Here is a 26575-nt window from a genome sequence, read left to right as displayed (position 1 = left end):
GGCTGGAGTTTAGGATTTGCTTCCTTTGTCCTTAGTTTCGTCCCCTTCATCCATTGGTGATTGGGCTTCTGATTTTCCTGTAAGAGGTTGGACCACTTTTGCGATCGCTTCACTCACAAAAGCTTTAATAAACTCATCCCGCTGGTTTAACTGAAACTGCTTTTGGACCACTTCACTCATCCCTCCATCTCCCCAGTCTTGGTCATTGCGGAAGTATTCAATAAAGCTTTTCCCAGCAATTCGGATTAGATAAGCAGCAGTTACCCCCTGAATGGCTTTGCCGACAACATAGGTGGCAAGATTCAGTCTTAGTGTAGTGCTAAGGATTTGAATCGCTCCCTTGACAATGCCCAAACTAGCTAAGGTTTTTCCCAAGGATAGGGCTAATTCCCTACCCCGTTCCATATTCAGTTCACAGCCGTAGATTTTGCCAATTTCAACCACCATTTGGGCATTGACTGCTGCAGTTGCTAACAAATCCACCACGGGTAAAGGAGTCAGAGAAATTACACTGGCCCCAATCCACTGGAACCTTTCCACCACTTTGTCTGCTTGTCGCCTGCGTTGCTTGTCAAGGATTTGTCGAGCTTCTTGGCCTAAGCGTTGGGATTGTAGCAGAATGTTATCAGCAATCAACTCTTCTCCCTCTGCTCTTAATACAGCAGCTAAACGACGGATTAAGGGCAAAATTTCCGGTTCAGGTTGGCAAAGTTGACCATTTTCTAGGGTAACAGGCTGGGGATTGGCTGCGATCGCAACTACATCTGAAGCAGGAATAAAGCCCCTTACTCGCTGGCGCAATCGTGCTAGAACCCTTTCGGAGTCTTGTTCCGTGTACAAGTCAATTTTATTGAACACAAGAAGCGATCGCTTCCCAATCTCTGCCAACTTTCGGAATGGATCATACTCTGAGTGTCGTAAATCGTTATCCACCACGAACAACAACAAATCCGCTTCCGTTGCTAGATGTCGTGCCCATTGCTCTCGCTGAGTCCCAACCACACCAGATTCTAAAATTCCTGGTGTATCAGTAATCAGAATCGGGCGTTCTAATCCCTTCAGCTTTAGTTTGTAGGTTTCCCCAACTTCCGTCGTTCCCATGGGGGCACCGACTTCACCCACCATCCGACCAATCAAAGCATTCACTAGAGAGGTTTTCCCCGCTGAGCCAGTACCAAACACTACCACTAACAGTTCCCCACGGGAGAGGATAGCTTCAATTTCTTCAGAGCGACGCAGCATGGCTTGCCGTGACACTTCATCCTGAATCTGTTTGACCTGTTGCCTTACTGCTTTAAGGGTTTCTTCTGCTGCTTCAGTTTTTACCTCCGGGGCTTTAGGTTCCAAACGACCTTTACCTGGCCGTTTTCGGGATTTACCAAATAACCCCATGGTGTAGATTAAGGCCCATATTAGTAGCCCTAGCAAGGTGATCACCAACAGCAGCACTAAATTAGCCAGTACCGGAGCAGTAAAGGAAATTTGGATATACAGTTGGTACAGACCATTAATCAACCAAAGCATTAGCCCCAGAATAATAATGAGACCAATAATTAGAGTTAGTAGGCGTGGCAGGGGCATGGAAGATATGATAGGTTTTAATTATTAATGTTAGAATATCCGACAATTATTCCCCGATTTCCATCAGCCCGATCCGCTGTCTAATGACCTCTGTGTATAAGACCTTTAATAAGTGTGGATTGAGGCAACAGTGAAGGAGACAGGAAGCCCTGACTAACTCGAAGGGTTTAGTGGAGGGGACTTGACGTTAAGTAGTCAGCTATCAGCTATACTGGGAAACTAAATCAGTAATTTATAATTGATTTTGGAAATAACTGTTTAAATCTGAATAAATCTGACTGTTTAAATCGGTAAAAAAAACAATGAACTTATTCAATACTATTCTCAGTGCCATTAATAGTCCTACACAACAAGCTAGTTCTAGTCAGCTAGGGGATATTCTGGACACGGTACAGCAGTTGAGTGGTAACCATCACACCAATCCCTCAGCGGTGCAATCTGCCACCTCAATTGTAGGTAAGTATGTGCGTTCAGCGCTGCAACAAAAGCGCAGAAATGAAGGAGATGAGCAGGTACAAGCACTAGTTAATCAATTTGGTGGCATTGGTGCTAGTTCTCAAGTGGTCAATATGCTCTTTAGTGCGCCTCAGATTCAGGAGCTTGTTGGAGAAATTACTAGCAAGACAGGCATTAATGCTGGTATCATTCAAGCTATGCTACCAACCCTGGTACCCGTGGTGTTGAATTTCCTCAAGACTGGCACCAATACTCAGAATCCCCTTGGTTCTAATTCTGTACTCAGTGGCTTTCTAGATGCTGATGGGGATGGGGATGTGGATATTTATGATGCCATGCAGCTGGCATCACGGTACTTAGGAAGGTAATGAAAAAACCCAGCTTGTTGGGCTAGGAAGAAGCACGAGTTGCTGGAATCAGTAACTTAACTAGTTTTGACAGCTGGGGTTTATCAAAGGCTTGGATGAGTACCTTGGCGGCGGCTTTTGGTTCTAGCACAATCGTAATTTCCTTACCCTTAGTGGTTCGGTTTGCCCCAGTGGATCCTACAGCTGCTAGTTTTTGCAGTGCTGAACTCGGAGCGATCGCAGCCGCTGCCTTTCGCAACTCCTCTAGATTACCCTGTGCTGCTTGCAACTGGTCACTGGCTTCCTTGAGTTCTTTGATCACTAATGGTGCTAACTGGATATAGGAGTTTTGAGGATTTGCGATCGCTTTATGGCAAACTCCCACTAATTTATGCCAACTACCAATCCCAGCCCCCAGTTGAGCCAGACGCTTACAAAGCTTTTGAAGTTGTTGGCGATTGGTTGGTGTGGAAGATTGTTTAAACAGCTCTAGCATATCTTTAAGCAGGCTAATCACCTTCGGACCAAAGTCTGGGGGAAATTTACCTTTTGCTGAAGAAGAAGCTTTGCTAGTCGAAACTTGATCAGAACGAATCGCTTTTTCAGCAGCAGAGCTAGAAGCCATTGCCGCTGGTAATTGACTCTCACCACTGACCAAAGTTTTGAGATAATTCTGTAATTGTTCAAAGCCTGGCTGAGCTGCTTTTAGAATTTTTTCTGCTTCACTTTGCTCAAACCCAAACGGTCCTTCCAACAGATCAATCAAAGCTTTGAGGGTATCATAACTCTTTAAAAACAGAGTCTCCAGCTGTTGATCAACCTGAATCTTATTCTCTTGAAGTACTTTGAAAGAATCCTCTAAACGATGGGCAGTCTTTTGAATACTTGTAAACCCCAACATCGCCGCCCCGCCTTTAACAGAATGAGCAGCGCGAAACAATTCATTAACCGTCTCTGGTTCATTGACCACTGAGCCCAGATTTAACAGTCCCTGTTCAATGGTTTCCAGGTGTTCTTTCGCTTCTTCAATAAAATAGCCTAAAATCCTTTGCTGATTCCCAGCTTCCACGGCAATTTTTCCTTATCAGAACGGCCAATCAAAAGAGATTGATGGTAATCATCAGAGCAAGAGCAAGATTAGATCTCCTAATAGCAGTTTTCAAATCAGTAAACCACTGCCTTGATTAGAGCAACAGCTTATTCTCAGCTTACCCCCAAATTAAGTATGGGGCTATCAAAGGTGAAAACTGCTCTTAGATCTGAGTTAGATCTCTATTGTGACATCCCACACCAAGTCAGCAAAGACTTTACCAGAGCATAAAAGCACAAGGAATAGCTAGGGTTGCCTTGAAGCCGACACTTACCTGATCCGGTAAGTGGTTAATTATATCACAAATCCATTGCAGGCACCGATAAGAATAGCTTATCTCTGGATAAAATTTCCAAATATAACATAATCCTTTACATATAAAAAGTATTCTTAACATTATGTTACATTAAAAGTAACACTATGTCATGTTGGCGCGGCTGCCAGCTATGGATACCCAAATGGATACTAATGAGCTTCTAGAGCGTTATTCAGCAGGTGAGAGGGATTTCAGTGGAGTAGATCTCCAGCAAATCAACCTGAGTGAAGTCAATCTGACTGGAGTAATTTTCAGACGAGTCAACCTAGCTGATGCCAACCTGAGTCTCGCAGTTTTACAGGAAGTCAACCTTAATCAGGCGAATCTGACTGGAGCGAAACTGTGGCGAACCAATTTGAAAAAAACCTCTCTGGTGCAGGCTAACTTGAGTCAGGCATTTATGATTCGGGCGAATCTCACTAGAGTAAACCTGCGCCAAGCCATTCTAACCCGAGCCGATTTAAGATTAACCGTTCTTCAGGATACCGATTTGCGAGGAGCCAATTTAACCAGGGCAGACCTGCGCTACGCTGACTTAAGAGGGGCTAACTTGACTGGTGCTTGTCTGCACCAGGCAGACTTGACTAGGTCAAATCTCTGTGATGCTGACCTTTCTCAAGCAACCTTGAGTGGAGCAATTTTGAGTCAGGTAGACTTGAGACGGGTTACTCTGTGTGATGTAGATTTGGGTCAGGCTGAGCTTTCTGGGGCAACGGTACCAGATCAACTCACTAGTGAATATTCAAAATTCCAAAAGCTAACAGCTAACAACTAATAAATAATCCCTTGATCAAAAAGGTTGGTTTGAGCAAAAGGGTTGGTTTCAGGAAAAGGATTTGTTGAGGTAAAACTATCCCCCTCATGAGTGGAGTGGGGCTAATTAGGGAGGGATTTCTAGTTGAATAATCCAAATTCGTTACTGGGAGATTTACGGCAAGAGTTACCAGATCTGCGCTGCCAAATGTACTTCAAATCTTCCTTGACAGCTCTTTCTCATGCCATGGAAGACCTAGTGCTAGCAGTGGATGACTCTCCTTTGGTGATTGCCAATTTCCAGCATGAGAAGTTTTATCGTCAGGAAGTCCACCGCTATCAGCGAATTGCCCAACGTACAAACCAAGTTTATGTGCTGGCGGCACCAGAATCCGAGTCTGGCTTTGCTGTGGTTGAAGAATCCTTAGAAACTATCCCCTTAGACCCAAATGATGGTCTTGCCCAAGAGTGGCACCTGGTGATTTTGGCCCAGAAGTATACAGCTTGCCTAATTTGTCGAGAACAACTGACACCAGCAATTTCCATGGATCAGGCGCGCAGGTTTGAGGGATTTTGCTCCTTTGACCCCCGAGTTACCATTCATGCTGCTCGACTTTTACTCGGACGGATTGCTAGTTATCGCCCAGAACTAGCCCCAAAAGTGGAGCAGGTATGGCAGCGCTATGGTTTGACTACAGAAGTCCCAGAGCAAACATTGTTGCTGACCAGTGCAGGGATTGATATTAGTATTTTTGCCCAGCGGTTGGTAACTTATTTGCAGGCGAGTCAATATAAGCTCCTGAAAGCTTATCGAGTCCTCACCACCAAAGAACGCAAGGAGCGTCTGATTAATGCTATCACCGCCACCATCCGTCGCTCCCTCAATCCCCAAGATGTTCTAGCAGCGACAGTAAAGGAGTTAGGACACACCTTTAATTCTTGCCGTTGCCTGCTTTACCGCTGTAGTGCTAGTGACCAGCAAGCAAAAATTGAGTATGAATCGGTTGCTTCTGGTTTACCGTCCCTCACTGGACAGATGTGGTCGTTAGCAGATAATCCTCTAATTCAAGTCGCTCTAGCTCAAGAACGAGCCATTGCCATTGCTGATGTCACTGAGGCTCCCAACTTACACAATAATCCAGCTATCAGGACAACTATTCAGCGTTGGCAGATTCGATCTTGGTTACTGGTACCAATACACTATCAAGGAACACTGCTGGGGATGCTGGAACTTCACCATGGCGGTTCGGAACCCTATCGATGGCTCGAAGACGACATTGATTTAGTAGAAGCGATCGCAACTCAAGCTGGGGTAGCCTTGAATCAAGCCCAAGCTTATACTGACTTAACTGAACTCCATAACCAACTAGAAGCCCTAGAACGAACCCGCAATAATCTGATTGCTATCGTTGGTCATGAATTACGAACTCCCTTATCAACTATCCGAGTGTGCCTAGAAAGTTTAGAGAGTGAACCAGAAATGCCAACGGAGTTTCGGCAAATTATGCTTGATACCGCGTTAACCGATGCCGAGCGCATGCGTAAACTGATTCAAGATTTTCTCACTCTGTCTAAGTTAGAAAGTGGTCAGACATCCCGTTACCCGGAATCAATCCAGATTATCGAAGTCCTAGACTTGGCTCTTTCTGCTCTGAGATCGATTTGGTCACCAGAGACTCTACCAGAAATCAAGGTTGAACTACCCTCTGTGTTACCTACAGTCCTAGCAGATGGTGAAGGGTTGGTAGAAGTCTTAACCAAACTCCTAGATAATGCCTGTAAGTTTACTGAGCCAGGGGGTAAAATCACTATCCAAGCCCAAATCAATGAAACTCAACCAGAGTCGATAGGATTTGTAACCAAGAATCTGCTAGAAGTAATTGTAGCGGATACAGGTAGGGGTATTGAACCCAGTCAGCTAGATGCCATATTTGAGAGTTTTTATCAAGAGGAAGATTCACTCCGACGCACTGTTGGTGGCACAGGTCTTGGTCTAGCTATCTGTCGTCAGATTATAAAAGGTATGGGTGGAAAAATTTGGGCTGAGTCTGAGGGGAAAAATCAAGGTAGTCAATTCCACTTTACCATTCCATTGGAATCATCCCAAACCTTGTTGACTGTTGACTGTTAATCTTAAACCGCCTAACTTTCAATTTTAAACAAACATTTTAGAATTTAGAATTTAGAATTTAGAATTTAGAATTTAGAATTTAGAATTTGGAATTTAGAATTTAGAATTTAGAATTTAGAATTTAGAATTTAGAATTTAGAATTTAGAATTTGGAATTCACCATTGTAGATTCACCATTCTGCCTTCTGCCTTCTGCATTCTACATTCTGCATTCTACATTCTACATTCTGCATTCTACATTCTGCATTCTACATTCTACATTCTACATTCTGACAGACAACCTACCCTACACCGAACACCAAAGGCGAACAACCGTTCAACCTTGGCCAAAAGGCCACGCTACGCGAACAACTCTTGATCTTAATTTCTCGAACAACCGAGCAACTTTTTTTAAATCTTTATCACCTGGTGTTCGCTCTACACCACTGGATAAATCAATCCCACTGGGTTGCACCAGCGTTAGGGCATCTAAGACATTATCCGGTGTCAAGCCACCAGCCAGTAACCAAGGGATAGTGGGACGAAATTGTTGTAGCCTTTGCCAGTCTAAGGTTTTACCAGTACCCCCCAACATTTTTCGATGGTAAGCATCTAGCAATAGTGTATCTACACAACTCAAATAACTATCTGCCTGATTTAAACATTCTGGAGTTCTTATCCTTAAGGCTTTAATAATTTCAATCTCTGGTAAAGCTTGGCGCAGCTTTTGGCAAAACTCTGAGGATTCATTACTATGCAGCTGAACGGCATTTATCCCTGAATCAGCGACAATTTGAGTGATTTCTTCCGTAGAGGTATTAGCAAACACACCAATGCGGTCAACTGATACGGACAAGTGTTTGACCACTTCTCGAATTTGCTGGGGTGTAACGTAACGAGGAGAGCCTGGTACACAAATAAAGCCTAATGCTGTTGCTCCCAATTGTGCGATCGCATCTCCTTGCTCCGGTTTCGTAATGCCACAAATTTTTACACGCATTGTTACTTGTTACTTGTTCCTTGTTACTCGTTACTCGTTAATTTCGATTTTCGCTATTCGCTCTTCAATTTCATGTATAGCATTTCCAAATAGATCATGAAACCCAATGGGGATTTATGATCTAGCATTTATAAATAGGTTATGAACAATCTTGCTGATTTCTCATAACATTAAAAACTCTTTGGATCTCTTGCCTACTGCTCCGAAGGCCCTGCTCCGAAGTTGCTTTTCCCATCAATCCTATGTTTACATCTCAAATAAAAACGCTATAACACTAAAAAGTACTCGGATCTCTTTCCTCCTGTTCCGGTGATCCGCTGTGCCCTGTGCCCTGTTCCCTTTTGACGTCAATTTTTGTTGACAACCGAGTTGAGAACTGCTATGTAGCTTTAAATCCCTATTTCCCGCTCAAAGCGCAGCATTTCCAGAGAGCAATCTCCATAAAGTGCTTCAATATGCTCCCAACAGCAGTCAATGGCAAAATCATTTAAATCTGCTGGCTCCACCCCATACATATCCTGAAATACCTCAGGTTCCACCCGACAGAAACGAGGTCGATGGGGATAAATACGACATTCACGGGTGGTGTGGTCGAAATTTATACACCATCCCCCCTCACCTACCATACTCAAATATAGCGCTAGCTCTTCTGGTAGCAGATACTCCTCTAATCCTGGACGCTCAGCTGGGTCAAGATGACAGCAAGCGCCACATTGCTTTACACAACGCCAAGTGGCCATGACTTTCAAAAAAGAGCTACAAACTTACAGTAGATCTAGCTTAGCGAGTTTTCACCCGTGATAGGTGTGGTCAGGCTTGCCGTTGAGTTTTGTATATTTTTGTAAACTTACTTAAAAAAAACAGATCATTACCCAGTAATATCTAAGGGATGGATTGTGATTAGTCACCATCGGCTTTGTTGGGTTAATTCTGGAGAACACATGTATTTAGCTTTTTTAGATTTTATAGGTAACATCGATTGGGTATTGATTGCTCAGTTGACTATGCTGGCAGCTGTTGTGATTGCTGGTCCAGTGGTCATTTTCGCCCTATATGCTCTTAGAGGCGACCTTTAATCGAGGGTTGAATGAGGCGGTTGTTCGCCCTAGGGGATTCGGTGTAGGGTAGGTGATGCAGTTGAAGGTTAGCCCGTTGAAGGTTTAAGCTTCGGCGTTGCTTAATAATGGAATGATTTTAAGAGTTTAGGACTTACGCAAATTACTCAATTTAACGCTACCTGTAGGGTGGGCAAGGTTTTGACCACCCTACCCATGGAGTCTGTGCGTAAGTCCTGAGTTTTTAGGTGCGCTTTCCGTATTAAGAATTAAATTCGCCACGGGTCGCACCTGTGGAATAGGCATCTTGTTGTGGAACGGGCATCTTGTTGTGGAACAGGCATCTTGTTGTGGAACAGGCATCTTGCCTGTTTCATTCCCGGGCGGGCAAGATGCCCACCCTACTGTTATTCATTCCTGGATTCAGCAACGCCAAATTCTATAGGACGGCTTTTATCATCAAGTGCTTTCCAAAACAAATCGATATCATCGGTCTTGAAACGTTGTGCCATGGGATAAACGCCTGGTTCTATACCTTTTTCAGTCGTCGCAAGTTTGACCAAACCCAGAAGTTGCATTGTCACAATTGGATCAATATATTCTGTTTTTACGCCTTTCTCCTGTTTAGCAAAAAAGTTGATCACAAAACCATCTGCTAACAGTACTAATCTTTTAGATTGACCATTAAATTGAATATCATAGACCGTACCAATATCATCATGAAAGGATTTGTGAATTGAAATATTCTTTTTGATCTGATGCCGAATCCATTCAACCAAACAAGAAACCCATGTACTAGATTCGACATCATTTAAACCCATGCTCTTGATCAATTCAGGATAATATTTTAGTTTAGCTACTATAGAATCAGATGTTTCCGAAGAAGAAAGCACTTGATGAATGACTTCAGTCTCACTATCTGAAATAAAACACAACTTCTGCTCAGAATATCTCTTGTACCAGATTAAATGTTGATGAATATCGATTGTATTTTCAGAAATAATTTCTAATAACTCGTCTAGAAAAAATATTGCCTTTATAAATTCATAATCCTTCGATGAACCACTGGTAATAATTAGTTCATCTACAATATCTCCGATATTTTTTCTAGTCAAAAACGCATTGATATCCAGCTCATCCAACACAAGCGAGCCGGTAACCCCAATAATTGTATCAATGTGGTTTTGAATAAGGCGCGTAACTTTTCGGAAAGATAGTATTTGTTCAGGAACTAATAAGGTCTTTCAGGATGCATTTGCAAGCCTAACTTTTGAATTAGGTTGTGTTTATTGATAATCTTGTATAGGGATAAGTATGCTTCTGTAATAAAAGCCTATCAAGAAAGGGCTAGCTGGCGCAATTATGGTGCAACAGAGAAGAGAAGTTGCGCTTCTTTTGAGCCACTATCGAGAAGCTCAAAACCTTAAAATTCAAAGCCTGGTGCAACGGAACAACCCACCAAAACGCTACCTTGAATGGGTACTGCTGTCTGCCACACACCTGATGAAGGTACAACGTAGCAGAACTGGTTTTCTTCAGATGATAATGTAATACGTTGTGGTGTTGAATCGGTACCATCCCAGAGGTAGAGGTAGAGACCTATGCCTTTATATAAATTCCAAACTTCATCGCCAATAACCCGATGAAACCGACTCTTTTCGTCTTGCTTAAGGGAAAAGTAAATATGAGTAAGAGCAGACTTCACCCTAGAATCACTTGCAGTTACTGAAATCTTTGATCGAAATACCTCCTGGTATCTTCCTCCTTCAGGGTGTTCTATCAACTAAAGTGGTTTAGTCATAAGTGTTTAATTAGATCTTTCAGATTTCAAACAATATACTCTCTTACTAGAGTAGTATTTCAACTTCAGTTAACCACCCAACAGCCAACTCCCAGTAGTTACCTCATCGAATTGTCAAAAGAATAAGAAAAGCTAGTGTTTTTTGTTGGTGTCGCTAACCCCACCTATAATCTTTGATTTAGGTGGGAACTGCGCGAGACATTTTGTTCAACTGAGTCCCAACGCACGAGTTGCTGCTTTGATCAAGGGGTAGTAAGGAGGTTTAGTGACATTAACTTCTTTAGCATCTTCCCGTTTAGTACCCAAAAGTCCAATGCGTTGTCCTTTCTGAATCGCTAGGACTTTCCCTTCTGGGTTTCTAATTCTTAGTTCATTTAAAGATTCCCAGAGGCTACAGGTGTAGCGGCGCTGATTGTAATAAAATTCCGCTTTCTTTGTTGTTGAGGTAGTAGTAACTTTACTAGTAACTACGGGACTAGTCACTACGGGTAGACGAACACCCACTAACTCTAACTCAATGGTCGTGTTGCCCTCCCAATGATGCTCTCGCAACTTGTAGGCAATATCCACTCGTTTAGGTAAAGGGAAGTATTCCCCCCAACGCCAAGCAATAGCTTGAATCGTGACTGATTGATTGTCCTGATTCAAGGTAAGCTTAATGTGTCCCTTACCAACAACTCGTTGCTCAAGGATTTGGACATTGGCACTCCAAAAGACAGGATCCCGATTGCCAATCCCACAGGGGTGAAGCAGATCTAATTCCTGGTAGAAGTTAGAGGTAATTTGAGGTAATTCTAGGCTAGCGTCGATAGCAACTAGGGGTTTGAGGTGTTCAGCTTTTAGACATTCATGGGCAAAACGGCTAAGGGATTGTTCAAAGTCGCTTAAGTTCTCAGCAGCTAGGGAAAATCCACCAGCTGCTTTGTGTCCTCCATATTTACCCAGTAAGTCTTTACAGAACTCTAAGGCTTCAAAAATATTGAATTCAGTTATGCCTCGTGCTGAACCGCGAATGTGTTGTTGGTCGTCGTCTTCATAAGTTCCAATAAAGACTGGGACACCATAGCGCTCTACTAATCGGGAGGCAACAATGCCAATCACTCCATGATGCCAATTCGGTTGGACAATCACTAATACTCGCTTCTGTTGCCAATCTATTCCAGTGTCTTCAATAAATGCGATCGCATCTTTTTCAATATCAGCACACAATTGCTGACGCCGTTGGTTCACTTTTTCACACTGCATTGCCCTCTCAAGTGCTACTTCCGGTGCAGTAGTCGTCAGCAGTTCAATTACAATTTGGGGATCCGATAAGCGACCAATAGCGTTAATTCTTGGTCCTAGTCTAAATCCAATATCCTCCGGCTTAAGGGATTTTTGGTCATCTTTAACCCCAGTTATCTCGATTAATGCTTGAACTCCTGCTAATTGAGATTGAGGCAATAACCCTAAGCCTCGCTTTAACCAACGTCGGTTGATACCGGTTAAAGGGGCTAAATCCGCAATAGTTCCCAGAGTAAATAGTTCTAACAGCTGTTGGGTCAAGCCTTTGAGTTGACCCAGTTGTTGTGCTAGACAGATAGCTAAAATGTAAGCTATCCCTACACCGGCTAAACTTCGGTAGGGTGACTCTTCTGGCAATTGCTTAGGATTGAGAATGGCATCAGCGTCTGGAAGTTCTGGAGGTAGGTCATGGTGGTCAGTTACAATAACTGTTATTCCCAGTTCTACAGCTCTAGCGATAGGTTCATGGGCAGCAATACCATTATCAACCGTTAAAATCACACCCACCCCTTCCTCCGCAAATTCTTCCACAATCCGTGTATTGATGCCATAACCCTCTGTCATCCGGCTGGGGATGGCGTAGTCTACATCAGCCCCCAACCAGCGTAATGCTCTGAGTAACAAAGCCGTGCTGGTCATGCCATCAGCATCGTAGTCTCCACAGATAGCGATTTTTTCTTGATTTGCGATCGCTTCAGTGAGCATCTCAACGCTAATTGCCAAATCGGGAAATTCATCAATTGGTGCAGGCATCACCTGAGATAGGGGATTGAGGAAAACCTCCGCTTGTTCAGAGGTTTCAATACCCCGGTTGATCAGGAGTTGAGCGATTAGGGGGGAAATGCCTCTAGATTGGGCGAGTTGGTTAGCTTGTTCAGTTTTGAGGGGGGCAATTTCCCAACGCTGATTAGGCAATTGGGCATGGGGTTTGGATGGGGTGGGTGAGAGGTGGTTGTGCACAGGTGTCGTGATCGAACAACAATAGCCCATACTATCACCCATGGGATCAGTTATTGGATTTGACCGAGATAATTACAATCAGTTATAATCTTAACATTTTGTAATACTCAGCTTCCTGGGTTTGTCAAGCCAGAGATAACCTATCGATAGATATATCTTGAACAGTTATCTGCAAACCCTTTTAATCCTGATTAATTGTCAATTTTAAATTGTTAATTAATCAGGAAAAATTGTCTGGTTTTTATTACTTAAGAGTAGTCAACAGCACAGGCTCTCAACCCTATTTTAACTTAAAAGTTTTCATTAAAACTCCAGACTAACATCAGGAAAGTAAGTCAATTTCAAGGCACGTTTAACAAAATCAGAAGGAACTTTGGCAACTATGGACTACCGCCATATTCAGTTTTGCGATCGCAAATCTCAAATCGACTATTACCAGCTACAACAATTGTTTAACCTAGGTGCTTTTTGGGCAAAAGACCGAAAAATCGAGGATTGGCAAGTTGCGATCGCTAACAGTGATCCTGTCATCAGTGTTTGGGATAACCAAAAGCTGATTGGATTAGCCAGAGCTACCTCTGATGGAATTTATCGGGGAACCATTTGGGATGTAGTTATCCACCCAGACTATCGAGGAGCTGGGCTAGGGCGTAAGCTAGTGGAAACCGTACTCTCTCATCCTCAGATGAGCCGAGTAGAGAGAGTTTATCTGATGACCACCCATCAACAAAGTTTTTACGAACGCATTGGTTTTGAGCTGAACTCCAGTACCACAATGGTGTTGTATAATCAGCCTCTAGCTAGTCTAGTCCCTAGTAAGGCTCTACAATCTCAGGAATCCCCTGGGGTATAGAAACTTGAAACCGGGTAAGATTCTCAGCAGAAGTATCATTGTTAGCTTTTTCACCGGGTACCGCTAATACTTCTATACGCCCCTGCATCACTTCCAGTAGTGTTTGAATCATCAACAAGGTCAGTCCAGATGAAGTAGATACCGTTTCACTGGGCTGTTTTGATTTAACTGGTGGTAATTGCAATAAATCAACAGCTTCAGCCCAACAGCTGATGGCACAGGGCATATCAATCCAGATGCAAACTGTTTCAGATTTAGAGGAGAGTGCAGCCCAAACTTTAATTTTACCACTGGTTATCTGAGTAATGGCAGTATCTAGCATCATTACTAATGCCTGTCGAAAACGCCGTGGATCTGCTAAAATGTGAATTTGGGGGTCAGGTGGAACTATTTCCAGGTGGAGATTGCGATTGGCAGCTTGCAAATGGGTGAGACGATAGAGGTCTTCCAACAGCTGCTTCAAAGGGACTGAGCAAATCTCCAAAACGTTAGTACCGTGTTCAGTTTTAGCTACAGCAGTCACCTCATCAAGCAGTTTAACCATAGTATGGGCAGAGGCGTTAGCCTGGTTCACAAATTCTCTCTCTTCTTCTGGAGACTCACAGAGATCCGACAAAATCAACTGATGTAAACCAATCAACCGACTCAGGGGCGATCGCAACTCGTGGGAAGTTCGTGCCAAAAATCCGGCTTTAAACTGGCTCATTTCCCTTGCCATTTGGTAAGCCAATTCATTTTGCTTGAATTCCTCTTTTAGATGCTGGATTTCTTCAGCATCAGTTTGATGGCATCCAGAGGTCTTTGAGTTTGTGCTTTCATGGAAAAATTTCCTGAAGCGACTCCCCATAACTCCTAACCCAATGCCTACTAGCAAATAGATCAGATCCGTCTCACCCATGCTTATTAAGTCTTGCCACACTAAAAACGTCAACAGAAAGTTGAAGGATAAAGAATGAAGATTGAAGGTTGTACTGCTGGTAATCGACAAGGGTAGAGTTGGGTAGGCAAGCAGGCTAAAAAAAATACCTGTTGCCGAGTAACCAATCGATAGAACGTTTTCAGGAGGTGCGCTTGACCTTGGCGAATTAAATTCGCCAAGGTCAAGCGCACCTAATTCCTTCACAATTCAGGATTCCTTCACAATTCAAACTTCATACTTCACAATTCAAACTTCATACTTTTTTGTCAGATCTTTTTAAGGATAGCTAGTTTTTTTCAAAGGTGAGTAGAAGGATTAAAACCCTGAATCGTCTAATTGAATCCCTCCAGCACGCAAAATTTCCCAGCCACTGCTTGTCCATTTGGCAACAGTAGACGGGACGCCAATCTTGTCTGGTTTGATAGCTTCTAACTCAGCTGGCTGGAGCGTCAATACCTCGGGAAACTGCACCTCAACCGCTGCCATGGTTTGCAAAGGTGGCTCGCCTGAGTAATTAGCACTGGTAGTTGCCAACGGACCAGTCTTGGACAAAATTGCGATCGCTATCCTGGAAGCTGGCACACGCACCCCAATAGTAGTCGGGTCAGAAGGATTCATAACGGTAGGTACTTTATCTGAAGCGGGTAACACCAATGTTAATGCTCCTGGCCAATACTTCTGAGCCATGTGTTCCCAAATCTCCATCTGTGCGGAAGTACCTTGAACATATGGCCAAAGAGACTTAGGAGATGCCCCCATCAAAATCAAAGGTTTGTCTGGAGGACGCCGCTTTGCCTCAAACACCAACTCTGACTTGTGCGGTAGCACTGCTAGTGCTGGTACTGTATCTGTCGGAAAACTTACCAGCTTACCTGAGAGAGCCCCGGAAATCAGGGTAGCCATAGAAACTTGGGTCATTGCTCACCAGCACACTAAAAAGTAGAAGCGATAACGTCAAAGGTAAACGTTTGCTGAAATTATCCAAAGCTTTTTACCTATTGGCATCGATGCATACCTTGTTTATACTTCATACTTCCTATAAGCTAGAGCAAAGCGGTGAATACCTGCTAAATCTGGAAATATCTGGATCTCAGAGTAACTGCCATGGTTTTGGAGTAGTTGAACAACCTTGTCCGCTTGTCCTGCCATCATTTCAATTAACCAAACACCGCCTGGGCGCAGATAATCCCCAGACATGTCAATCAGCTGTCGGATACAGTCTAGACCATCCCTGCCACCGTCGAGGGCAATATGGGGTTCATGGTAGTATATTTCTGGTTGTAGCTGTTTCAGAGAGTTACTAGGTATATAAGGTGGGTTTGCCACCATACCACTTAACTGACCTTTCAAGGCTTCTAGAGGTGAATACCAATAACCATGGTAGAACTTAATTTTTTCTGCCATGCCCAACTGTTGAGCATTAAGTTGAGCGATGGCAAGGGCTTCTTGAGTGCAATCAACGGCATGAATTGTCCCATGGGGAAATACCTCTGCCAGTCCACAAGCAATCGCTCCACTACCAGTCCCCAAATCCGCCCAGTGTCCTGATGTTAAGTCAGGTGTAGAGCTCATAGCTACACCATTGACCGCCAGATCAATCAGGGATTCAGTTTCTGGGCGGGGAATCAGGACAGCTGGGGAAACTCTCAAGGAGAAATGACGCCAAGGAGTAACCCCAGCTAGGTATTGAACTGGGCATCGCTGATGGATACGCTTTTGCCACAGTTGGGTGAGTACAGGTAGAGGTTGGGAAAGTTGAATAGTTGGGTTTTCAGTGGCTTGCCCTAACAAGGAACACTGTTGCCATGACTCCAAGCGTAGCACTAATGGGTCAAGCTCAGCTACCTCCTTTAGCAACCAGTCCACTTCAGCTGTAGGTACACCTGCCTCGACGGCAGACTTGCAGGCATTTTGACGCCACTGCCAGAGTTCTTTTCCCGAGACCACCGACCCATGACCCATAATCATTGATTTGGACGTTGGAGTTGATTTTGGGACAGACCTTGCAAAAATTTCAGGGATTCCTGGGATGGCACTAGTACGATTTTCTCTAGTTGCTGATCATTGCTCTGCTGTAAGGTTTGAATAACGCCCTCTAGAGGCACTACCTCTATCTTAACCTGGGAGTTAGGGTCTTGCTGCTTATAGCGATTCACTACACTCTGCAATTGCTCTTTGTTAAAAAAGAACGGAATTGATGAGACCCCATTTTGTTGAATGGTTAGGTATCCGCTGTTGCTAGCTTCTTTGGCAACAAACAGCGGTACGCCCTGAAATGGCTTTTTTTCTTGACCATTTTGGTTCCAGATCGCTTGTGCCTGCTTTACCTGCTCTTGGTTTGGTATGTAGGCAAAATTTAAACCATTGGGAACGGTGCGATTCTTTTGATTTTGATCATGAACTTCCCCCAAAGATACAGGCACTACTTGTACCTTGCTACCTAGTTCAGGATTTTCCTGCTTTAAACGCTGTACAAACGCATTAGCATCTTCTTGGCTAATAAACACACCTGCCACTGAGGTAGTCTTCTTTTGATCTTGCTGATCTGGAATTGAGGCTACTAGTGGCGAACCTTTCTGATCAGTAACTGCAAATACAGGTACAGGACTCAACTTTTCTCTTACCTGCTCTTCGGTCAGAGCCAGTGCCGCTAAATTTTCTGCACTCACTGAGCCTAGTAAGGCACTCCCTACTAAACTTAATGTTGTGCCCCAACGGAACAATGATTTCATAGAAATTACCTCAAATTTTAACAAAGAAGAGCCTGTTACAACTAGAATACCCTGCTCACTGAGAGATCTGAACGCGCCTAACCAACCTCTAGTAGAGGCAGAGATTCAAATCAAACTTGATCGATCATAGCTTGACGCGGCATGTTAACTTAGCTGATCAGTGGCGTTTAATCCCTCTGCACCTGACTCTTATCAAGTTTCACTGTATCAAGTTTCACTGACTTTACCCTGGTGTCTTGACTGATTGACTGATTAATTTCCAATCGGGATGACAGGATTTGAACCTGCGACATCCTGCTCCCAAAGCAGGCGCGCTACCAAGCTGCGCTACATCCCGGATGCTAGCTCTAAGCAGTATAACCAGTATAACTTACTTTTGGCGATTTGTGTGTACTCGAGATTAATCTGGATACCAGAACATGCCTTTAATACCTTCTGGGTCAGGCATAAATCCCATTTTACGGTAAAAACTTACCACTTGAGGATCTGCAAATAGGGTGATATTGCTAATATCTTGGCTGCGCAATTTTTTGATCATATATCTCATCAAAGCTTTACCTAGTCCCTTGGCTTGGAAATCTGGATGAACTACTACATCCCAGATTGTGGCATTGAAAGCATGATCAGAAGTGGCACGGGCAAAGCCAATTAAGCGCCTCGTGTTACCTCGCTGGTACCACATAGAAGTAACCAAAAAGCTATGCTGAATGGCTTTCCTAACTTTGCGCAAAGGACGCCGAGACCAACCAACAGCATCACAAAGTTCTTCCAATTCGTACAGGTCAATTTCCCGTGTTGTACTGAAAAATACCCGTGAGGTACCGTCGGTGCGATATTTGACACCTTCTACGGTATCTCCTTCAGTTCGTGTTTGAGGCAAAGCAGTGTCAGAACTGCTAAAGAAGCTTTTCCAAAAACCCATGCAGGTGTGACAGTGGCGTTATCATAATTGTGAGCTACTTGGACTGGTAATGGTCTTCTTTCCCTGACGGCTCAGACGTTCTGGGTCTCGGTCAACCAGAGCCAGACTTAAATGTTTCAAAAAACAGAAAGTGATATTTGATCTATTGGTTTTACTCCACCAGGAAAACTATCATACCCGACCTACCTTGATCTGAAACTAATTCTTTGTGCAAATGATAATACCACAATTAAGCCTCCTATCCAAATTCCTATCCTAGCATTCCCTCAAGGCTCGCGCTCTTTGAAGTCGCTTGGGTAAGATTCTCGAAATCAGAGGGCACAGCTGTTTGCTGTCCTTGCGCGCATCTAAATCAACAAGCGATGCAGCAAGGGAACGGAGGAGGCAGTGCCTTAATGCGAGGGTTCCCTCCATGAGCGACTTCCGTGGTTTCCATGGGGCTTACAGCGATGCAGCAAGGGAACGGGGGTTCCCCCCATGACCGCGCTGCATCAATACAGGTGCGTTCACGTAGTGTCTCCAAAGGAGAATCGCGGTGTTCCGCACACATACCCAAAACCACTCGCGCTTTGCATCAAGACAAGGAAAGTCGGCAAGCTACCGAAGGTGGGGAAGTTGGGGAAGATTAGTTAGACTAGGCTAATCAACAGGATTGGTGAGAAATGAATCAGATCCGCGCTTATTGTTGCCTGGGGGGAATCAGAGAGTTTTGAGCAAGACAAAAGCCTCAAACCCAGACGGGACCCTTGGAAATACACCAAATAGCCAAAAAGAGCTCAAACCCAGATATATCAAGAAATCAAGCAAATCAATGTTAAACTCTATCTATATATACATTTGTGTGTAAAGCCCCCTACAAGCTTACCGGGTTGTGTTAACTCAAAAAGCTCAGGTGCGCTTTCCGCATTAAGAATTAAATTCCCATGAGGTGCGCGCCTCCAAGGCCGGGGAACCCGACCTTGGGTCGCGCCTTGGCCAAAAGGCCACGCTACGCGAACGGGTCGCACCTTTTGATAAACAAGAATAGCCACCTACCCCTATCGATCACTGTGGGTTGGAAATCATCCCAACAAGAAATCCTGAAACGCTTCAACCGAGCGTTTCCTAAGTTCTATGAACAGTTTGTCAGTAGTGAGATCCAACTGCACAACCTCAGACTGGCTTACCGACTCTATAAAACCCAACATGCTGTAATTGAGATCAAACCGGAAGGCTCAAAAAGTGTCCTGCACTTTGCTTACCGCAATGAGTCTTTTCTGCTCAGTGACATTTTTGGCGTTCTGACTGCCTATGGACTGACTATCCACAGTCTCAGTCTTTATGGTCAAATTAGTCCCCCAATGCTGGTGTTTATGAAACTAGTGGTGTCTCGTAACCGGAAAGCGCTGACCCACAAAACCTCAGAAAATGTCTGCCGTGCCCTGAGGGAGGCTTTGGCAGGGCGCTTTGAGGTGGAACAAATGCTGGCAGTGGAATTTAATCTCGATGCTGGCTTGAAGCAGGTAGAAACAGAATTTTACGTAGACCCAGTGTTCCATCTACCAGCGCTGTTAATTGAGGCAAATAACCAACCTGGATTATTTTACAAAGTTATGTACGCCATCTGGCAAGAGGATTTACTGGTGGTCAATGCCAACTTGCTGGTGTGGCGGGGACGAACCCGGCTGATTCTTTACCTACTAGGCCCTAACGGAAACTTGATTCCCGATTATTTAGGTCAAAAAATTGCTGAAAGCATTCGGCGGCGATTACTAGGTCAAGTGTTTTAGTCATCATTGGGTGACAAGCACAGGACTTATGCCGCAAACCCAGTTTCTTAAAATAATTACAACGATTTCAGCCTTTGATTTATAACCAGAAACCGGGTTTTAAGGCTCTTGGTGCCTAAGTCCGTCATCCTGCCTACTTTTCAAGTAAGGACAAACAAGATGTGATTAAAATCACTGACTAATTTCCTATCCTGTTAATTCTTCGATAAGATCAAGGTATGGCAACCATTAACATCCTAGGAGTATCCCATACTTACGAATTAACACCTCCTACTAAATCATCCTGCCCTGTTTTGGTTTTCATCCACGGCTGGCTGTTAAGCCGTAGCTATTGGCAACCTCTAATTTATAGGTTGTCACAGCAGTATCAGTGTCTGATCTATGACCTGCGGGGATTCGGTGAATCCCAGTCCCAAATTCATAACACTCAAAGCTCAACATCTAACCGGGACTCGGAATCACCATTTCCTCAGACTGCTGCTTCATCCACTGACCGCTATAGCTTAGCTGCCTATGCTGAGGACTTGGGCATCCTGTTAGAAAAACTGGGAATCGAACAGGCTTGGTTAGTTGGTCATTCCCTAGGGGGTAGCATTGCTCTGTGGGGTGCCTATTTGCTACCTCAGAGGATTCAAGGGGTAATCTGTCTTAATGCTGGTGGTGGAATTTATCTTAAAGAAGAATTTGAGCGCTTTCGGCTGGCTGGTGAGCAGTTGGTCAAACGCCGTCCCCGTTGGTTGTGTTATGTCCCTTTACTGGACTTACTGTTTACCCGGGCTCAGGTAGCGCGTCCTATTGCCCGGAAATGGGGACGTCAACGGGTTATTGATTTTGTTACTGCTAATGCGGAAGCTGCACTGAGGACGTTACTAGATTCCACCACAGAAGCCGAGGTCCATCGCTTACCTCAGGTTGTTTCCCGACTCAAACAACCTGTTTATTTCATTGCTGGTACTCAGGATAAGGTAATGGAACCGAAATATGTGCGTCATCTTGCTAGTTTTCACAGTCTCTTTCAATTGTGTGGGGACAATGTGATTGAAATTGCTCAATGTGGACATATGGCGATGGTGGAGAAACCAGAGACTATTGATGATCAAATTCGTCAAATTTTGGCTAATTATACTTAATTACAATTGGCAATTATCTGGCCATCTAACTAAAATTTTCTTAATTTCTAACCTAGAAAATTATCCATTAATTATGGAATAATTGAGGGGAGTGGGTAATGGGTAATGGTTAACTGACCACTATACTTGATATCATGCCCGATGAACCACTCAAAAATAGTAGCTCTATAGCATTTGTAAAGGCATTTGTAAAGGCATTTGTAAAGGCATTTGTACAGTATGGTGCGATCGCTCCCTTAGCCTGGTGTTGGCAGCGGGGAAACATTTCCTGATCGCTCTGGCATTAGTCTTGGTAGAGTTAGCGTCTTTTTTTGTGTTAAACCTGATCCATACAGAGCGCCCTGATTACTTTAACAGTCGGATCAGAATGGGTAGATAATGTGGCAACAAGACCCCCGAAACAATCAAATTCTGTTTCTCTCCATCTTCCTAGTCTTGGGCATCAGCACTCGGGACTGGACACTAAGACCAGACTTGATTCTAGTCGTAATCGTAAGCTGCCTACTAACTCAGTGGTTAGCAGCATTTCTTTGGTCAAACCCCAAACACAGATCCGCAATCAAAAACCCTGGGGATCTTGGCCTCTCTTTCCTTGGCCTTCCTTTGGGGTTTAATCCCAAACTCGATTTTAAAACTACCCTTGAATCTACCCTTGAATGGTGCAAAATTCAAACCTTAGAAACAATTCTTAATCTGCTGAGAAAACAACCAAATTGCCCCCAGGATAATGATGCTACTTTCGCCAGTTCTCCCAAACCCCCTTCCCTAAAAAGTGCTATGATTACAGCCTTAAGCTTGAGTCTGTTGCTGCGAGCTGATAACTATAGCACTATGGTTTTAGCTGGCTCCGTAGGAATTTTGAGTAAATTTATTTTCCGAGTTGAGGGCAAGCATTTTTTTAATCCAGCCAATTTTGGAATTATTGCTGTTCTTATCCTAACCAATGATGCTTGGGTTTCTCCAGGACAGTGGGGGGATGATGGTTGGTATGCTCTATTATTTGCGGGCACTGGCAGTATGGTGTTAAAACGGGTAGGACGATGGGATACAACGGCAGCTTTTTTGGGTGCCTATGCGGTTTTAGAAGGGATTAGAAATCTCTGGCTTGGCTGGAGTTGGGATGTATTTTGCCATCGGTTGATGAGTGGGTCTTTGTTACTGTTTGCCCTATTTATGCTAACCGACCCTCGCTCAATCCCCAATGCACCGATTAGTCGATTGCTCTGGGCGGTGTGTATTGCTTTACTGACTTTTATATTGCGTAATCAATTCTTCCTGCCTACCGCTATTTTCTGGGCGTTGTTTGCCCTATCCCCTTTGAGCGTAATTTTGGATTTTATCTGGTCATCTACGAGATTTTCCTGGCATGATAGTGAATTTGTTGAATGACGTTAAGTAACTTGAGTTAAAGACAAAAAAATAAATAAAAATGAAAATTATTCGGGTTATAAGTACTATTTTGATAACGGTTTTAGTGAGTTTAGGGTTGGCTCAAAAAGCCTGGGGTTTTTGTGGGTTTTATGTCGCAAAAGCTGATACTAAACTATATAACCAGACCTCTCAAGTGGTAATTGCTCGGGATGGCGATCGCACTGTTTTAACCATGGCAAATGACTATCAAGGGGATGTTAAAGACTTTGCCATGGTTGTCCCAGTTCCTGTGGTGCTTCAGCAAGAACAGGTCAACGTAGGTAACCCTAAAATTATTGAACGCCTCGATCAGTTTAGTGCACCTCGACTAGTGGAATATTTTGACCCAGACCCCTGTGCCGATAACCGAAGGTATCTCGAAAGTGCGCCACTACCGCAAAGTGGTCCTAGAAGTGGCACAAGGGCAAGGAATGCTGATGATCGTGCTTTAGGTGTCACGGTAGAGGAGCGCTTCTCAGTTGGAGAATATAACATTCTTATCCTCAGTGCTAAGGACTCTAGAGGTTTAGAAACCTGGCTCAGACGCAACGGTTATAAAATTCCACAGGGAGCAAATCGGCTATTGCGACCCTACATCCGCCAGAATATGAAATTTTTCGTTGCCAAAGTCAATCTGGAGGAATTTGACAAAACTGCCTACCAACGGTTGCGACCCCTCCAGATGGCTTACGAGTCTCCCCGATTTATGCTGCCCATTCGCTTAGGGATGATGAATGCTACGGGTGAGCAAGACCTGATTGTCTATGTGTTATCACCCCGAGGTCAGGCTGAAATTACAAACTACCGCACGGTAAAGATTCCTTCTAATACTGAAATTCCGGTATTTGTCAAAACAGAGTTTGGTGATTTCTACACTGCTATGTTCGAAACTGCTTACGAGAGTGAAGGGAAAAAAGTAGCTTTTGTTGAATATGCTTGGAATATGGCTAGTTGTGACCCATGTTCAGCTAACCCTCTCAATCCGGAAGAACTCCGGAAATCAGGTGTCTTTTGGATAAACTCAGGAAGACCCAATAATGTTTATATCACTCGCCTCCATGTTCGCTATACCCGTGATACGTTCCCAGAAGATTTGATGTTCCAGGAAACGTCAAACCGTGAATTGTTTCAGGGACGATATATCCTTCGTCATCCCTTTACTGGGAAGATGAGCTGTAGGGCAGGAGTTGACTATCAACAATCCTTAAATCGACGATTACAACAGGAAGCTCAAACCTTAGCTGAGTTGACTGGATGGGATATTGATGAAATCCGCAACAAAATCGATTTTCCTGATGTTAAGCCTACTCCTTGGTGGAGACATCTTTGGTAAACCATAGAAATCGTTACTTGTGACTTGTTACTAGGTTACTTGTTTTACTTGTTATTTATTACTTGACAAGTCACAAGTAACCTAGACTTGATGTAAAGCAATCTAAATTATAGCAAAGATATGTAACACAATTATAGTGTTTATCGCAGTTATGAGGTACACTCTACTTTTAGACTGATTACCTTAAAACCCTCTTTACTATTGCTAGCATGCCTATTGCCTTTTGCCTTAAAGGGATAAGCAATGTCGCTCATCAGTATGAGAACTGCTATATTATAAATTTGACGGGTTGAACCAGGATAAGCTCATCTAAATTAGTATCAAAAACTACAGATAAAAGTTTTTTGATTGAAGTTACCCCGTTCATTTGTACTAGTTTGAGACTCAAACTCCCTTAATGTAAGCGATGTAGCAATTGAGTTTACCAAAAGGGAATAGGTAATACCAAATCCGGTTATTATAGGTTACTTACCTAAATCCTCAAATCAAGTCTAAGCAAGGACTTTGATTGTTTTGAATATAGTCTTATTAAACCGGATTTGGTATATTAACCAATTTAAATGCACATTAGCTTATTTATGGGACAGGTTTTACTGTCCTTATTTTTACCCAAAGGAATGGGACAGGATCACGTATTCTAGGCAATTGTAGGGTTAAAAATGTTTAGTTTAGCATATTTAGCAGAAAACCTGCCGGGTGGACTCCAAGCCATACCGAGAGGTCAAGTAGAAGCTTCTAAAGCCCTGGGTTTGAATACCCCGTTCACTTTAGGATTGATTGTTTTACCTCAAGCTTTTAAAATCTCGATTCCATCGATTACCTGCCAGTTTATTAGTCTTTTTCAGGATACAACACTGTTGGTAATTGTGCTATTCTTAGAGTTGTTAGGCATTAGTCGTTTAATTTTCACGAATTCTATGTTTTTAAGACCTTACTCTGAGGTTTATATCTTTATCGGTATTCTCTATTGGGTGTTCTATTATTTGATGTCTTTAGGAAGTCGCAAATTAGAAGAACAGTTGAATACAAATCATCGTTGACATCCTCCCTTGCTAAATCAGAGATGATCGGGAGGGATGCCCAAACCCCACAATTGAATTATTGAATGATGAATTATAAATTATGAATGGGGTTGAAGGCGACTTGAAGTCTAGCTTAAGCTAAGTTCTGCTCAACCAGTCGCAAGAGCAGAGGTTTCACCGCTAGCACATATGAATGATAAGTGATGAATGATCAATTCTGAATGGGGTTCTGAGGTACTTGTTTAGCTTAGATGTTAATAATGGCAAGAGACCTTAACATCCTAAACTAACACCGACTCCTTGTTCCATTAAGATGATATTTTTATTGTTGATAGTCTAGAGAAATTCGGAGTTAAACGCTATGTCACAAGAAATCTTCGACTTTGTGATTCCTCTCTATCAGTTGCGCTGGAACACGCGGGGTGTGCTTGAGGGAATTACAACCCATTACAAACCTCGCAGTATCCATGTGATTTCACCTGAGCCACAGGCGCGATCACTACAACAGGTGTCTCAGGGTTGGGAACTGGCTCCCCTTTATACCCATTCTGAGGAAACCTTCTTTCAAAAAAGTGGTCTGACAAAAGACAGAATTTGTGCTGAACTGGAACTCGGGGAATCCCTTTATACTCCAGGCTGGTTCTATCAGCAACTCTTAAAACTGGGTGCTGGTGAGGGAATTGATGACTTAAGTGAATGGTATGTTGTCTGGGATAGTGACCTACTTCCGGTTGCGACTTGGCCCCTGATTTGTGAGGAGAACCAAACCCAACAGCATACGTTTGCCCTACTTCAGCACAATCAGTGGGGCAATGCCAGCATTGTCTCCACTTGGGCAGAATGGATTCGCTCGGTGTTGGGGGTTGAACCCCTAACAGACCCTGAAGGCACTTTTATTCCCCATCATATGTGGTTTAAACAAGAGCACCTTAAGTCCTTTAAGTGTCAGGTGAGCAACTACTTTCAATCGGATGACCATTGGTTGTTGCTGATGATGCGATCTGCGCTGAAATTTGGCACCTTTAGTGAATATTGGTCTTACGTTTCCTGGGTGGGAGCTCAAGCCCCAGATCATCTAGCTTTTCATCCCTATGAACGCTATGGGGCAACGACTGAACGGTTTTTTGATGATGGTACGGGTTTGTTTTCTGCGACATTACGGCGATATCAATCGACCGTATCCCAGCCGACCCAAGAAAGCTTTTCTCCGTCCTATACAGAGTTAGAATCCTTTATTCAAGCTGAGTATGGGTCAGATCCGCTGCCATCTTCTTTATCTTTTGAAAGTAGCCCTCGACATCTCAAAAAGAACAGAGAGAATATGCATATCGAAGAGTTGCGTTCTCGTTGGAATCCTCGGATGACTGAAGTCTCTAGCACACACTAAAGATTGGAAATCTCAATGGATTCGGCTTCATCTGGGATGGCAGCAGGTCGTCTAGCGGTATATTGGACTAACCATGACCGAGACATCAATGCGAGTAAAAATATTTTGGCGGCTTGGCTCGGCCATTTCAATCTGTTGAGCGTCCCTTTAAGTAGGTGGGAATAAATAAACGTTAAAACTTAGAATCCGAGAATGAAGCTGAAAACCTTTAGTCAAGAGGTTTTAATGATTTTGAACGGTACGTGTGACGCATTCCCCCACCTGGCCGTAGGCCACGCTGCGCGAACGTCCAGGTGGGGGTTAGTCCACGCCAATACTAATTACTAAAAATCTGGAACACTGATT

General features: G+C 43.6%; 26 protein-coding genes and 1 tRNA gene. 13 read left to right on the top strand and 14 right to left on the bottom strand.

Annotated features, from left to right (window positions below; genetic code table 11):
* Window positions 1–9: 9 nt before the first annotated feature.
* Window positions 10–1581, bottom strand: a complete 1572-nt coding sequence (locus F6J90_RS00355) for a GTP-binding protein (protein WP_293090559.1) — start codon at window positions 1579–1581, stop codon at window positions 10–12.
* A gap of 302 nt (window positions 1582–1883) precedes the next feature.
* On the opposite strand from F6J90_RS00355, the gene F6J90_RS00350 reads away from it, so the two are divergent.
* Complete coding sequence (locus F6J90_RS00350) at window positions 1884–2405, top strand: hypothetical protein (RefSeq protein ID WP_293090558.1); 522 nt, start codon at window positions 1884–1886, stop codon at window positions 2403–2405.
* Between the two features lie 22 nt (window positions 2406–2427).
* Here the strand turns inward: F6J90_RS00350 and F6J90_RS00345 are convergent, their stop codons facing one another.
* Window positions 2428–3453 carry an Hpt domain-containing protein gene (locus tag F6J90_RS00345; protein ID WP_293090557.1) on the bottom strand — a complete coding sequence of 342 codons (1026 nt, stop codon included), beginning with the start codon at window positions 3451–3453 and terminating at the stop codon, window positions 2428–2430.
* A 479-nt stretch (window positions 3454–3932) separates the two neighbouring features.
* On the opposite strand from F6J90_RS00345, the gene F6J90_RS00340 reads away from it, so the two are divergent.
* Together F6J90_RS00340 and F6J90_RS00335 are read left to right on the top strand one after the other, a co-directional pair.
* Window positions 3933–4565, top strand: a complete 633-nt coding sequence (locus F6J90_RS00340) for a pentapeptide repeat-containing protein (RefSeq protein ID WP_293090556.1) — start codon at window positions 3933–3935, stop codon at window positions 4563–4565.
* Window positions 4566–4688: 123 nt separating this feature from the next.
* Window positions 4689–6674, top strand: a complete 1986-nt coding sequence (locus F6J90_RS00335; RefSeq protein ID WP_293090555.1) for a DICT sensory domain-containing protein — start codon at window positions 4689–4691, stop codon at window positions 6672–6674.
* A 316-nt stretch (window positions 6675–6990) separates the two neighbouring features.
* Here the strand turns inward: F6J90_RS00335 and F6J90_RS00330 are convergent, their stop codons facing one another.
* Both F6J90_RS00330 and F6J90_RS00325 read right to left on the bottom strand, forming a co-directional pair.
* Complete coding sequence (locus F6J90_RS00330; RefSeq protein ID WP_293090554.1) at window positions 6991–7653, bottom strand: phosphoribosylanthranilate isomerase; 663 nt, start codon at window positions 7651–7653, stop codon at window positions 6991–6993.
* Window positions 7654–8042: 389 nt separating this feature from the next.
* Entirely contained in the window at window positions 8043–8393 is a 351-nt protein-coding gene (locus F6J90_RS00325; RefSeq protein WP_293090553.1) for a YkgJ family cysteine cluster protein, read from the bottom strand.
* Between the two features lie 201 nt (window positions 8394–8594).
* Between F6J90_RS00325 and F6J90_RS00320 the strand changes: the two genes are divergently transcribed.
* Window positions 8595–8729, top strand: coding sequence for a photosystem II reaction center protein Ycf12 (locus F6J90_RS00320; RefSeq protein ID WP_008178400.1), 135 nt, complete (start codon window positions 8595–8597; stop codon window positions 8727–8729).
* 386 nt (window positions 8730–9115) lie between these two features.
* Here the strand turns inward: F6J90_RS00320 and F6J90_RS00315 are convergent, their stop codons facing one another.
* The 3 genes from F6J90_RS00315 to recJ form a co-directional block, all read right to left on the bottom strand.
* A complete protein-coding gene (locus F6J90_RS00315) occupies window positions 9116–9853 on the bottom strand; it encodes a hypothetical protein (RefSeq protein WP_293090552.1) in 738 nt (245 codons plus the stop codon).
* A gap of 278 nt (window positions 9854–10131) precedes the next feature.
* Window positions 10132–10491, bottom strand: coding sequence for a cupin domain-containing protein (locus tag F6J90_RS00310; RefSeq protein ID WP_293090551.1), 360 nt, complete (start codon window positions 10489–10491; stop codon window positions 10132–10134).
* A 225-nt stretch (window positions 10492–10716) separates the two neighbouring features.
* Window positions 10717–12783 (bottom strand): single-stranded-DNA-specific exonuclease RecJ, encoded by a 2067-nt coding sequence (gene recJ, locus F6J90_RS00305; protein ID WP_366513656.1) that lies wholly within the window; start codon window positions 12781–12783, stop codon window positions 10717–10719.
* A 352-nt stretch (window positions 12784–13135) separates the two neighbouring features.
* On the opposite strand from recJ, the gene F6J90_RS00300 reads away from it, so the two are divergent.
* The gene (locus F6J90_RS00300; protein ID WP_293090549.1) at window positions 13136–13606 is read left to right on the top strand and encodes a GNAT family N-acetyltransferase; all 471 of its coding nucleotides are present in this window, start codon (window positions 13136–13138) and stop codon (window positions 13604–13606) included.
* Here F6J90_RS00300 and F6J90_RS00295 read toward each other — a convergent pair.
* The 6 genes from F6J90_RS00295 to F6J90_RS00270 all read right to left on the bottom strand — a co-directional run bounded on the left by F6J90_RS00295 (window position 13566) and on the right by F6J90_RS00270 (window position 18179).
* Window positions 13566–14729, bottom strand: coding sequence for a HAMP domain-containing sensor histidine kinase (locus F6J90_RS00295; protein ID WP_293090548.1), 1164 nt, complete (start codon window positions 14727–14729; stop codon window positions 13566–13568). The two genes, F6J90_RS00300 and F6J90_RS00295, sit on opposite strands and share 41 nt — an antisense overlap.
* Window positions 14730–14840: 111 nt before the next feature.
* Window positions 14841–15443, bottom strand: coding sequence for an L-threonylcarbamoyladenylate synthase (locus F6J90_RS00290; RefSeq protein WP_293090547.1), 603 nt, complete (start codon window positions 15441–15443; stop codon window positions 14841–14843).
* A 102-nt stretch (window positions 15444–15545) separates the two neighbouring features.
* Window positions 15546–16493 carry a peptide chain release factor N(5)-glutamine methyltransferase gene (gene prmC, locus F6J90_RS00285; RefSeq protein ID WP_293090546.1) on the bottom strand — a complete coding sequence of 316 codons (948 nt, stop codon included), beginning with the start codon at window positions 16491–16493 and terminating at the stop codon, window positions 15546–15548.
* Window positions 16490–17281 carry a Tic22 family protein gene (locus tag F6J90_RS00280; RefSeq protein ID WP_293090545.1) on the bottom strand — a complete coding sequence of 264 codons (792 nt, stop codon included), beginning with the start codon at window positions 17279–17281 and terminating at the stop codon, window positions 16490–16492. Before F6J90_RS00280 ends, prmC begins: the two co-directional genes overlap by 4 nt.
* A gap of 239 nt (window positions 17282–17520) precedes the next feature.
* Window positions 17521–17594, bottom strand: a tRNA-Pro gene (locus F6J90_RS00275).
* A gap of 63 nt (window positions 17595–17657) precedes the next feature.
* Window positions 17658–18179 carry a GNAT family N-acetyltransferase gene (locus F6J90_RS00270; protein ID WP_293090544.1) on the bottom strand — a complete coding sequence of 174 codons (522 nt, stop codon included), beginning with the start codon at window positions 18177–18179 and terminating at the stop codon, window positions 17658–17660.
* Between the two features lie 449 nt (window positions 18180–18628).
* Here F6J90_RS00270 and F6J90_RS00265 point away from each other — a divergent pair, with 449 nt between their 5' ends.
* From F6J90_RS00265 to F6J90_RS00230, 8 genes are all read left to right on the top strand, one after another.
* On the top strand, window positions 18629–18808 hold the full coding sequence (locus F6J90_RS00265; protein WP_293090543.1) for a hypothetical protein: 180 nt from the start codon (window positions 18629–18631) through the stop codon (window positions 18806–18808).
* 414 nt (window positions 18809–19222) lie between these two features.
* Window positions 19223–19948 (top strand): hypothetical protein, encoded by a 726-nt coding sequence (locus tag F6J90_RS00260; RefSeq protein WP_070392306.1) that lies wholly within the window; start codon window positions 19223–19225, stop codon window positions 19946–19948.
* A gap of 218 nt (window positions 19949–20166) precedes the next feature.
* Window positions 20167–21078 carry an alpha/beta hydrolase gene (locus F6J90_RS00255; protein ID WP_293090542.1) on the top strand — a complete coding sequence of 304 codons (912 nt, stop codon included), beginning with the start codon at window positions 20167–20169 and terminating at the stop codon, window positions 21076–21078.
* Between the two features lie 134 nt (window positions 21079–21212).
* On the top strand, window positions 21213–21350 hold the full coding sequence (locus F6J90_RS00250; protein WP_293090541.1) for a hypothetical protein: 138 nt from the start codon (window positions 21213–21215) through the stop codon (window positions 21348–21350).
* A gap of 106 nt (window positions 21351–21456) precedes the next feature.
* The gene (locus tag F6J90_RS00245; protein ID WP_293090540.1) at window positions 21457–22467 is read left to right on the top strand and encodes an RnfABCDGE type electron transport complex subunit D; all 1011 of its coding nucleotides are present in this window, start codon (window positions 21457–21459) and stop codon (window positions 22465–22467) included.
* Between the two features lie 40 nt (window positions 22468–22507).
* A complete protein-coding gene (locus F6J90_RS00240; RefSeq protein WP_293090539.1) occupies window positions 22508–23821 on the top strand; it encodes a DUF2330 domain-containing protein in 1314 nt (437 codons plus the stop codon).
* 659 nt (window positions 23822–24480) lie between these two features.
* Window positions 24481–24861, top strand: a complete 381-nt coding sequence (locus tag F6J90_RS00235) for an ABC transporter permease subunit (RefSeq protein WP_366513654.1) — start codon at window positions 24481–24483, stop codon at window positions 24859–24861.
* Window positions 24862–25204: 343 nt separating this feature from the next.
* Window positions 25205–26230 (top strand): DUF6492 family protein, encoded by a 1026-nt coding sequence (locus F6J90_RS00230; protein WP_293090538.1) that lies wholly within the window; start codon window positions 25205–25207, stop codon window positions 26228–26230.
* Here the strand turns inward: F6J90_RS00230 and F6J90_RS00225 are convergent.
* The gene (locus F6J90_RS00225; RefSeq protein WP_293090537.1) at window positions 26227–26361 is read right to left on the bottom strand and encodes a hypothetical protein; all 135 of its coding nucleotides are present in this window, start codon (window positions 26359–26361) and stop codon (window positions 26227–26229) included. The genes F6J90_RS00230 and F6J90_RS00225 overlap by 4 nt on opposite strands.
* Window positions 26362–26575 lie beyond the last annotated feature (214 nt).

Origin of the sequence: Moorena sp. SIOASIH, assembly GCF_010671925.1 — a bacterium.
Taxonomy (GTDB): domain Bacteria; phylum Cyanobacteriota; class Cyanobacteriia; order Cyanobacteriales; family Coleofasciculaceae; genus Moorena.
Note: the sequence above shows the minus strand (reverse complement) of the source record. Positions and strands in the feature narration are given on the sequence as shown.

Bases quoted from the DNA above. Each gene is read 5' to 3' on its own strand.
- prmC (WP_293090546.1), bottom strand. From the start codon at position 16,493: ATGATTATGGGTCATGGGTCGGTGGTCTCGGGAAAAGAACTCTGGCAG.
- F6J90_RS00255 (WP_293090542.1), top strand. From the start codon at position 20,167: ATGGCAACCATTAACATCCTAGGAGTATCCCATACTTACGAATTAACA.
- recJ (WP_366513656.1), bottom strand. From the start codon at position 12,783: ATGGGCTATTGTTGTTCGATCACGACACCTGTGCACAACCACCTCTCA.
- F6J90_RS00325 (WP_293090553.1), bottom strand. From the start codon at position 8,393: ATGGCCACTTGGCGTTGTGTAAAGCAATGTGGCGCTTGCTGTCATCTT.
- F6J90_RS00350 (WP_293090558.1), top strand. From the start codon at position 1,884: ATGAACTTATTCAATACTATTCTCAGTGCCATTAATAGTCCTACACAA.
- F6J90_RS00235 (WP_366513654.1), top strand. From the start codon at position 24,481: ATGTTTAGTTTAGCATATTTAGCAGAAAACCTGCCGGGTGGACTCCAA.
- F6J90_RS00230 (WP_293090538.1), top strand. From the start codon at position 25,205: ATGTCACAAGAAATCTTCGACTTTGTGATTCCTCTCTATCAGTTGCGC.
- F6J90_RS00300 (WP_293090549.1), top strand. From the start codon at position 13,136: ATGGACTACCGCCATATTCAGTTTTGCGATCGCAAATCTCAAATCGAC.
- F6J90_RS00270 (WP_293090544.1), bottom strand. From the start codon at position 18,179: ATGGGTTTTTGGAAAAGCTTCTTTAGCAGTTCTGACACTGCTTTGCCT.
- F6J90_RS00245 (WP_293090540.1), top strand. From the start codon at position 21,457: ATGTGGCAACAAGACCCCCGAAACAATCAAATTCTGTTTCTCTCCATC.
- F6J90_RS00340 (WP_293090556.1), top strand. From the start codon at position 3,933: ATGGATACTAATGAGCTTCTAGAGCGTTATTCAGCAGGTGAGAGGGAT.
- F6J90_RS00330 (WP_293090554.1), bottom strand. From the start codon at position 7,653: ATGCGTGTAAAAATTTGTGGCATTACGAAACCGGAGCAAGGAGATGCG.
- F6J90_RS00240 (WP_293090539.1), top strand. From the start codon at position 22,508: ATGAAAATTATTCGGGTTATAAGTACTATTTTGATAACGGTTTTAGTG.
- F6J90_RS00320 (WP_008178400.1), top strand. From the start codon at position 8,595: ATGTATTTAGCTTTTTTAGATTTTATAGGTAACATCGATTGGGTATTG.
- F6J90_RS00290 (WP_293090547.1), bottom strand. From the start codon at position 15,443: ATGACCCAAGTTTCTATGGCTACCCTGATTTCCGGGGCTCTCTCAGGT.
- F6J90_RS00265 (WP_293090543.1), top strand. From the start codon at position 18,629: ATGCAGCAAGGGAACGGGGGTTCCCCCCATGACCGCGCTGCATCAATA.
- F6J90_RS00250 (WP_293090541.1), top strand. From the start codon at position 21,213: ATGCCCGATGAACCACTCAAAAATAGTAGCTCTATAGCATTTGTAAAG.
- F6J90_RS00355 (WP_293090559.1), bottom strand. From the start codon at position 1,581: ATGCCCCTGCCACGCCTACTAACTCTAATTATTGGTCTCATTATTATT.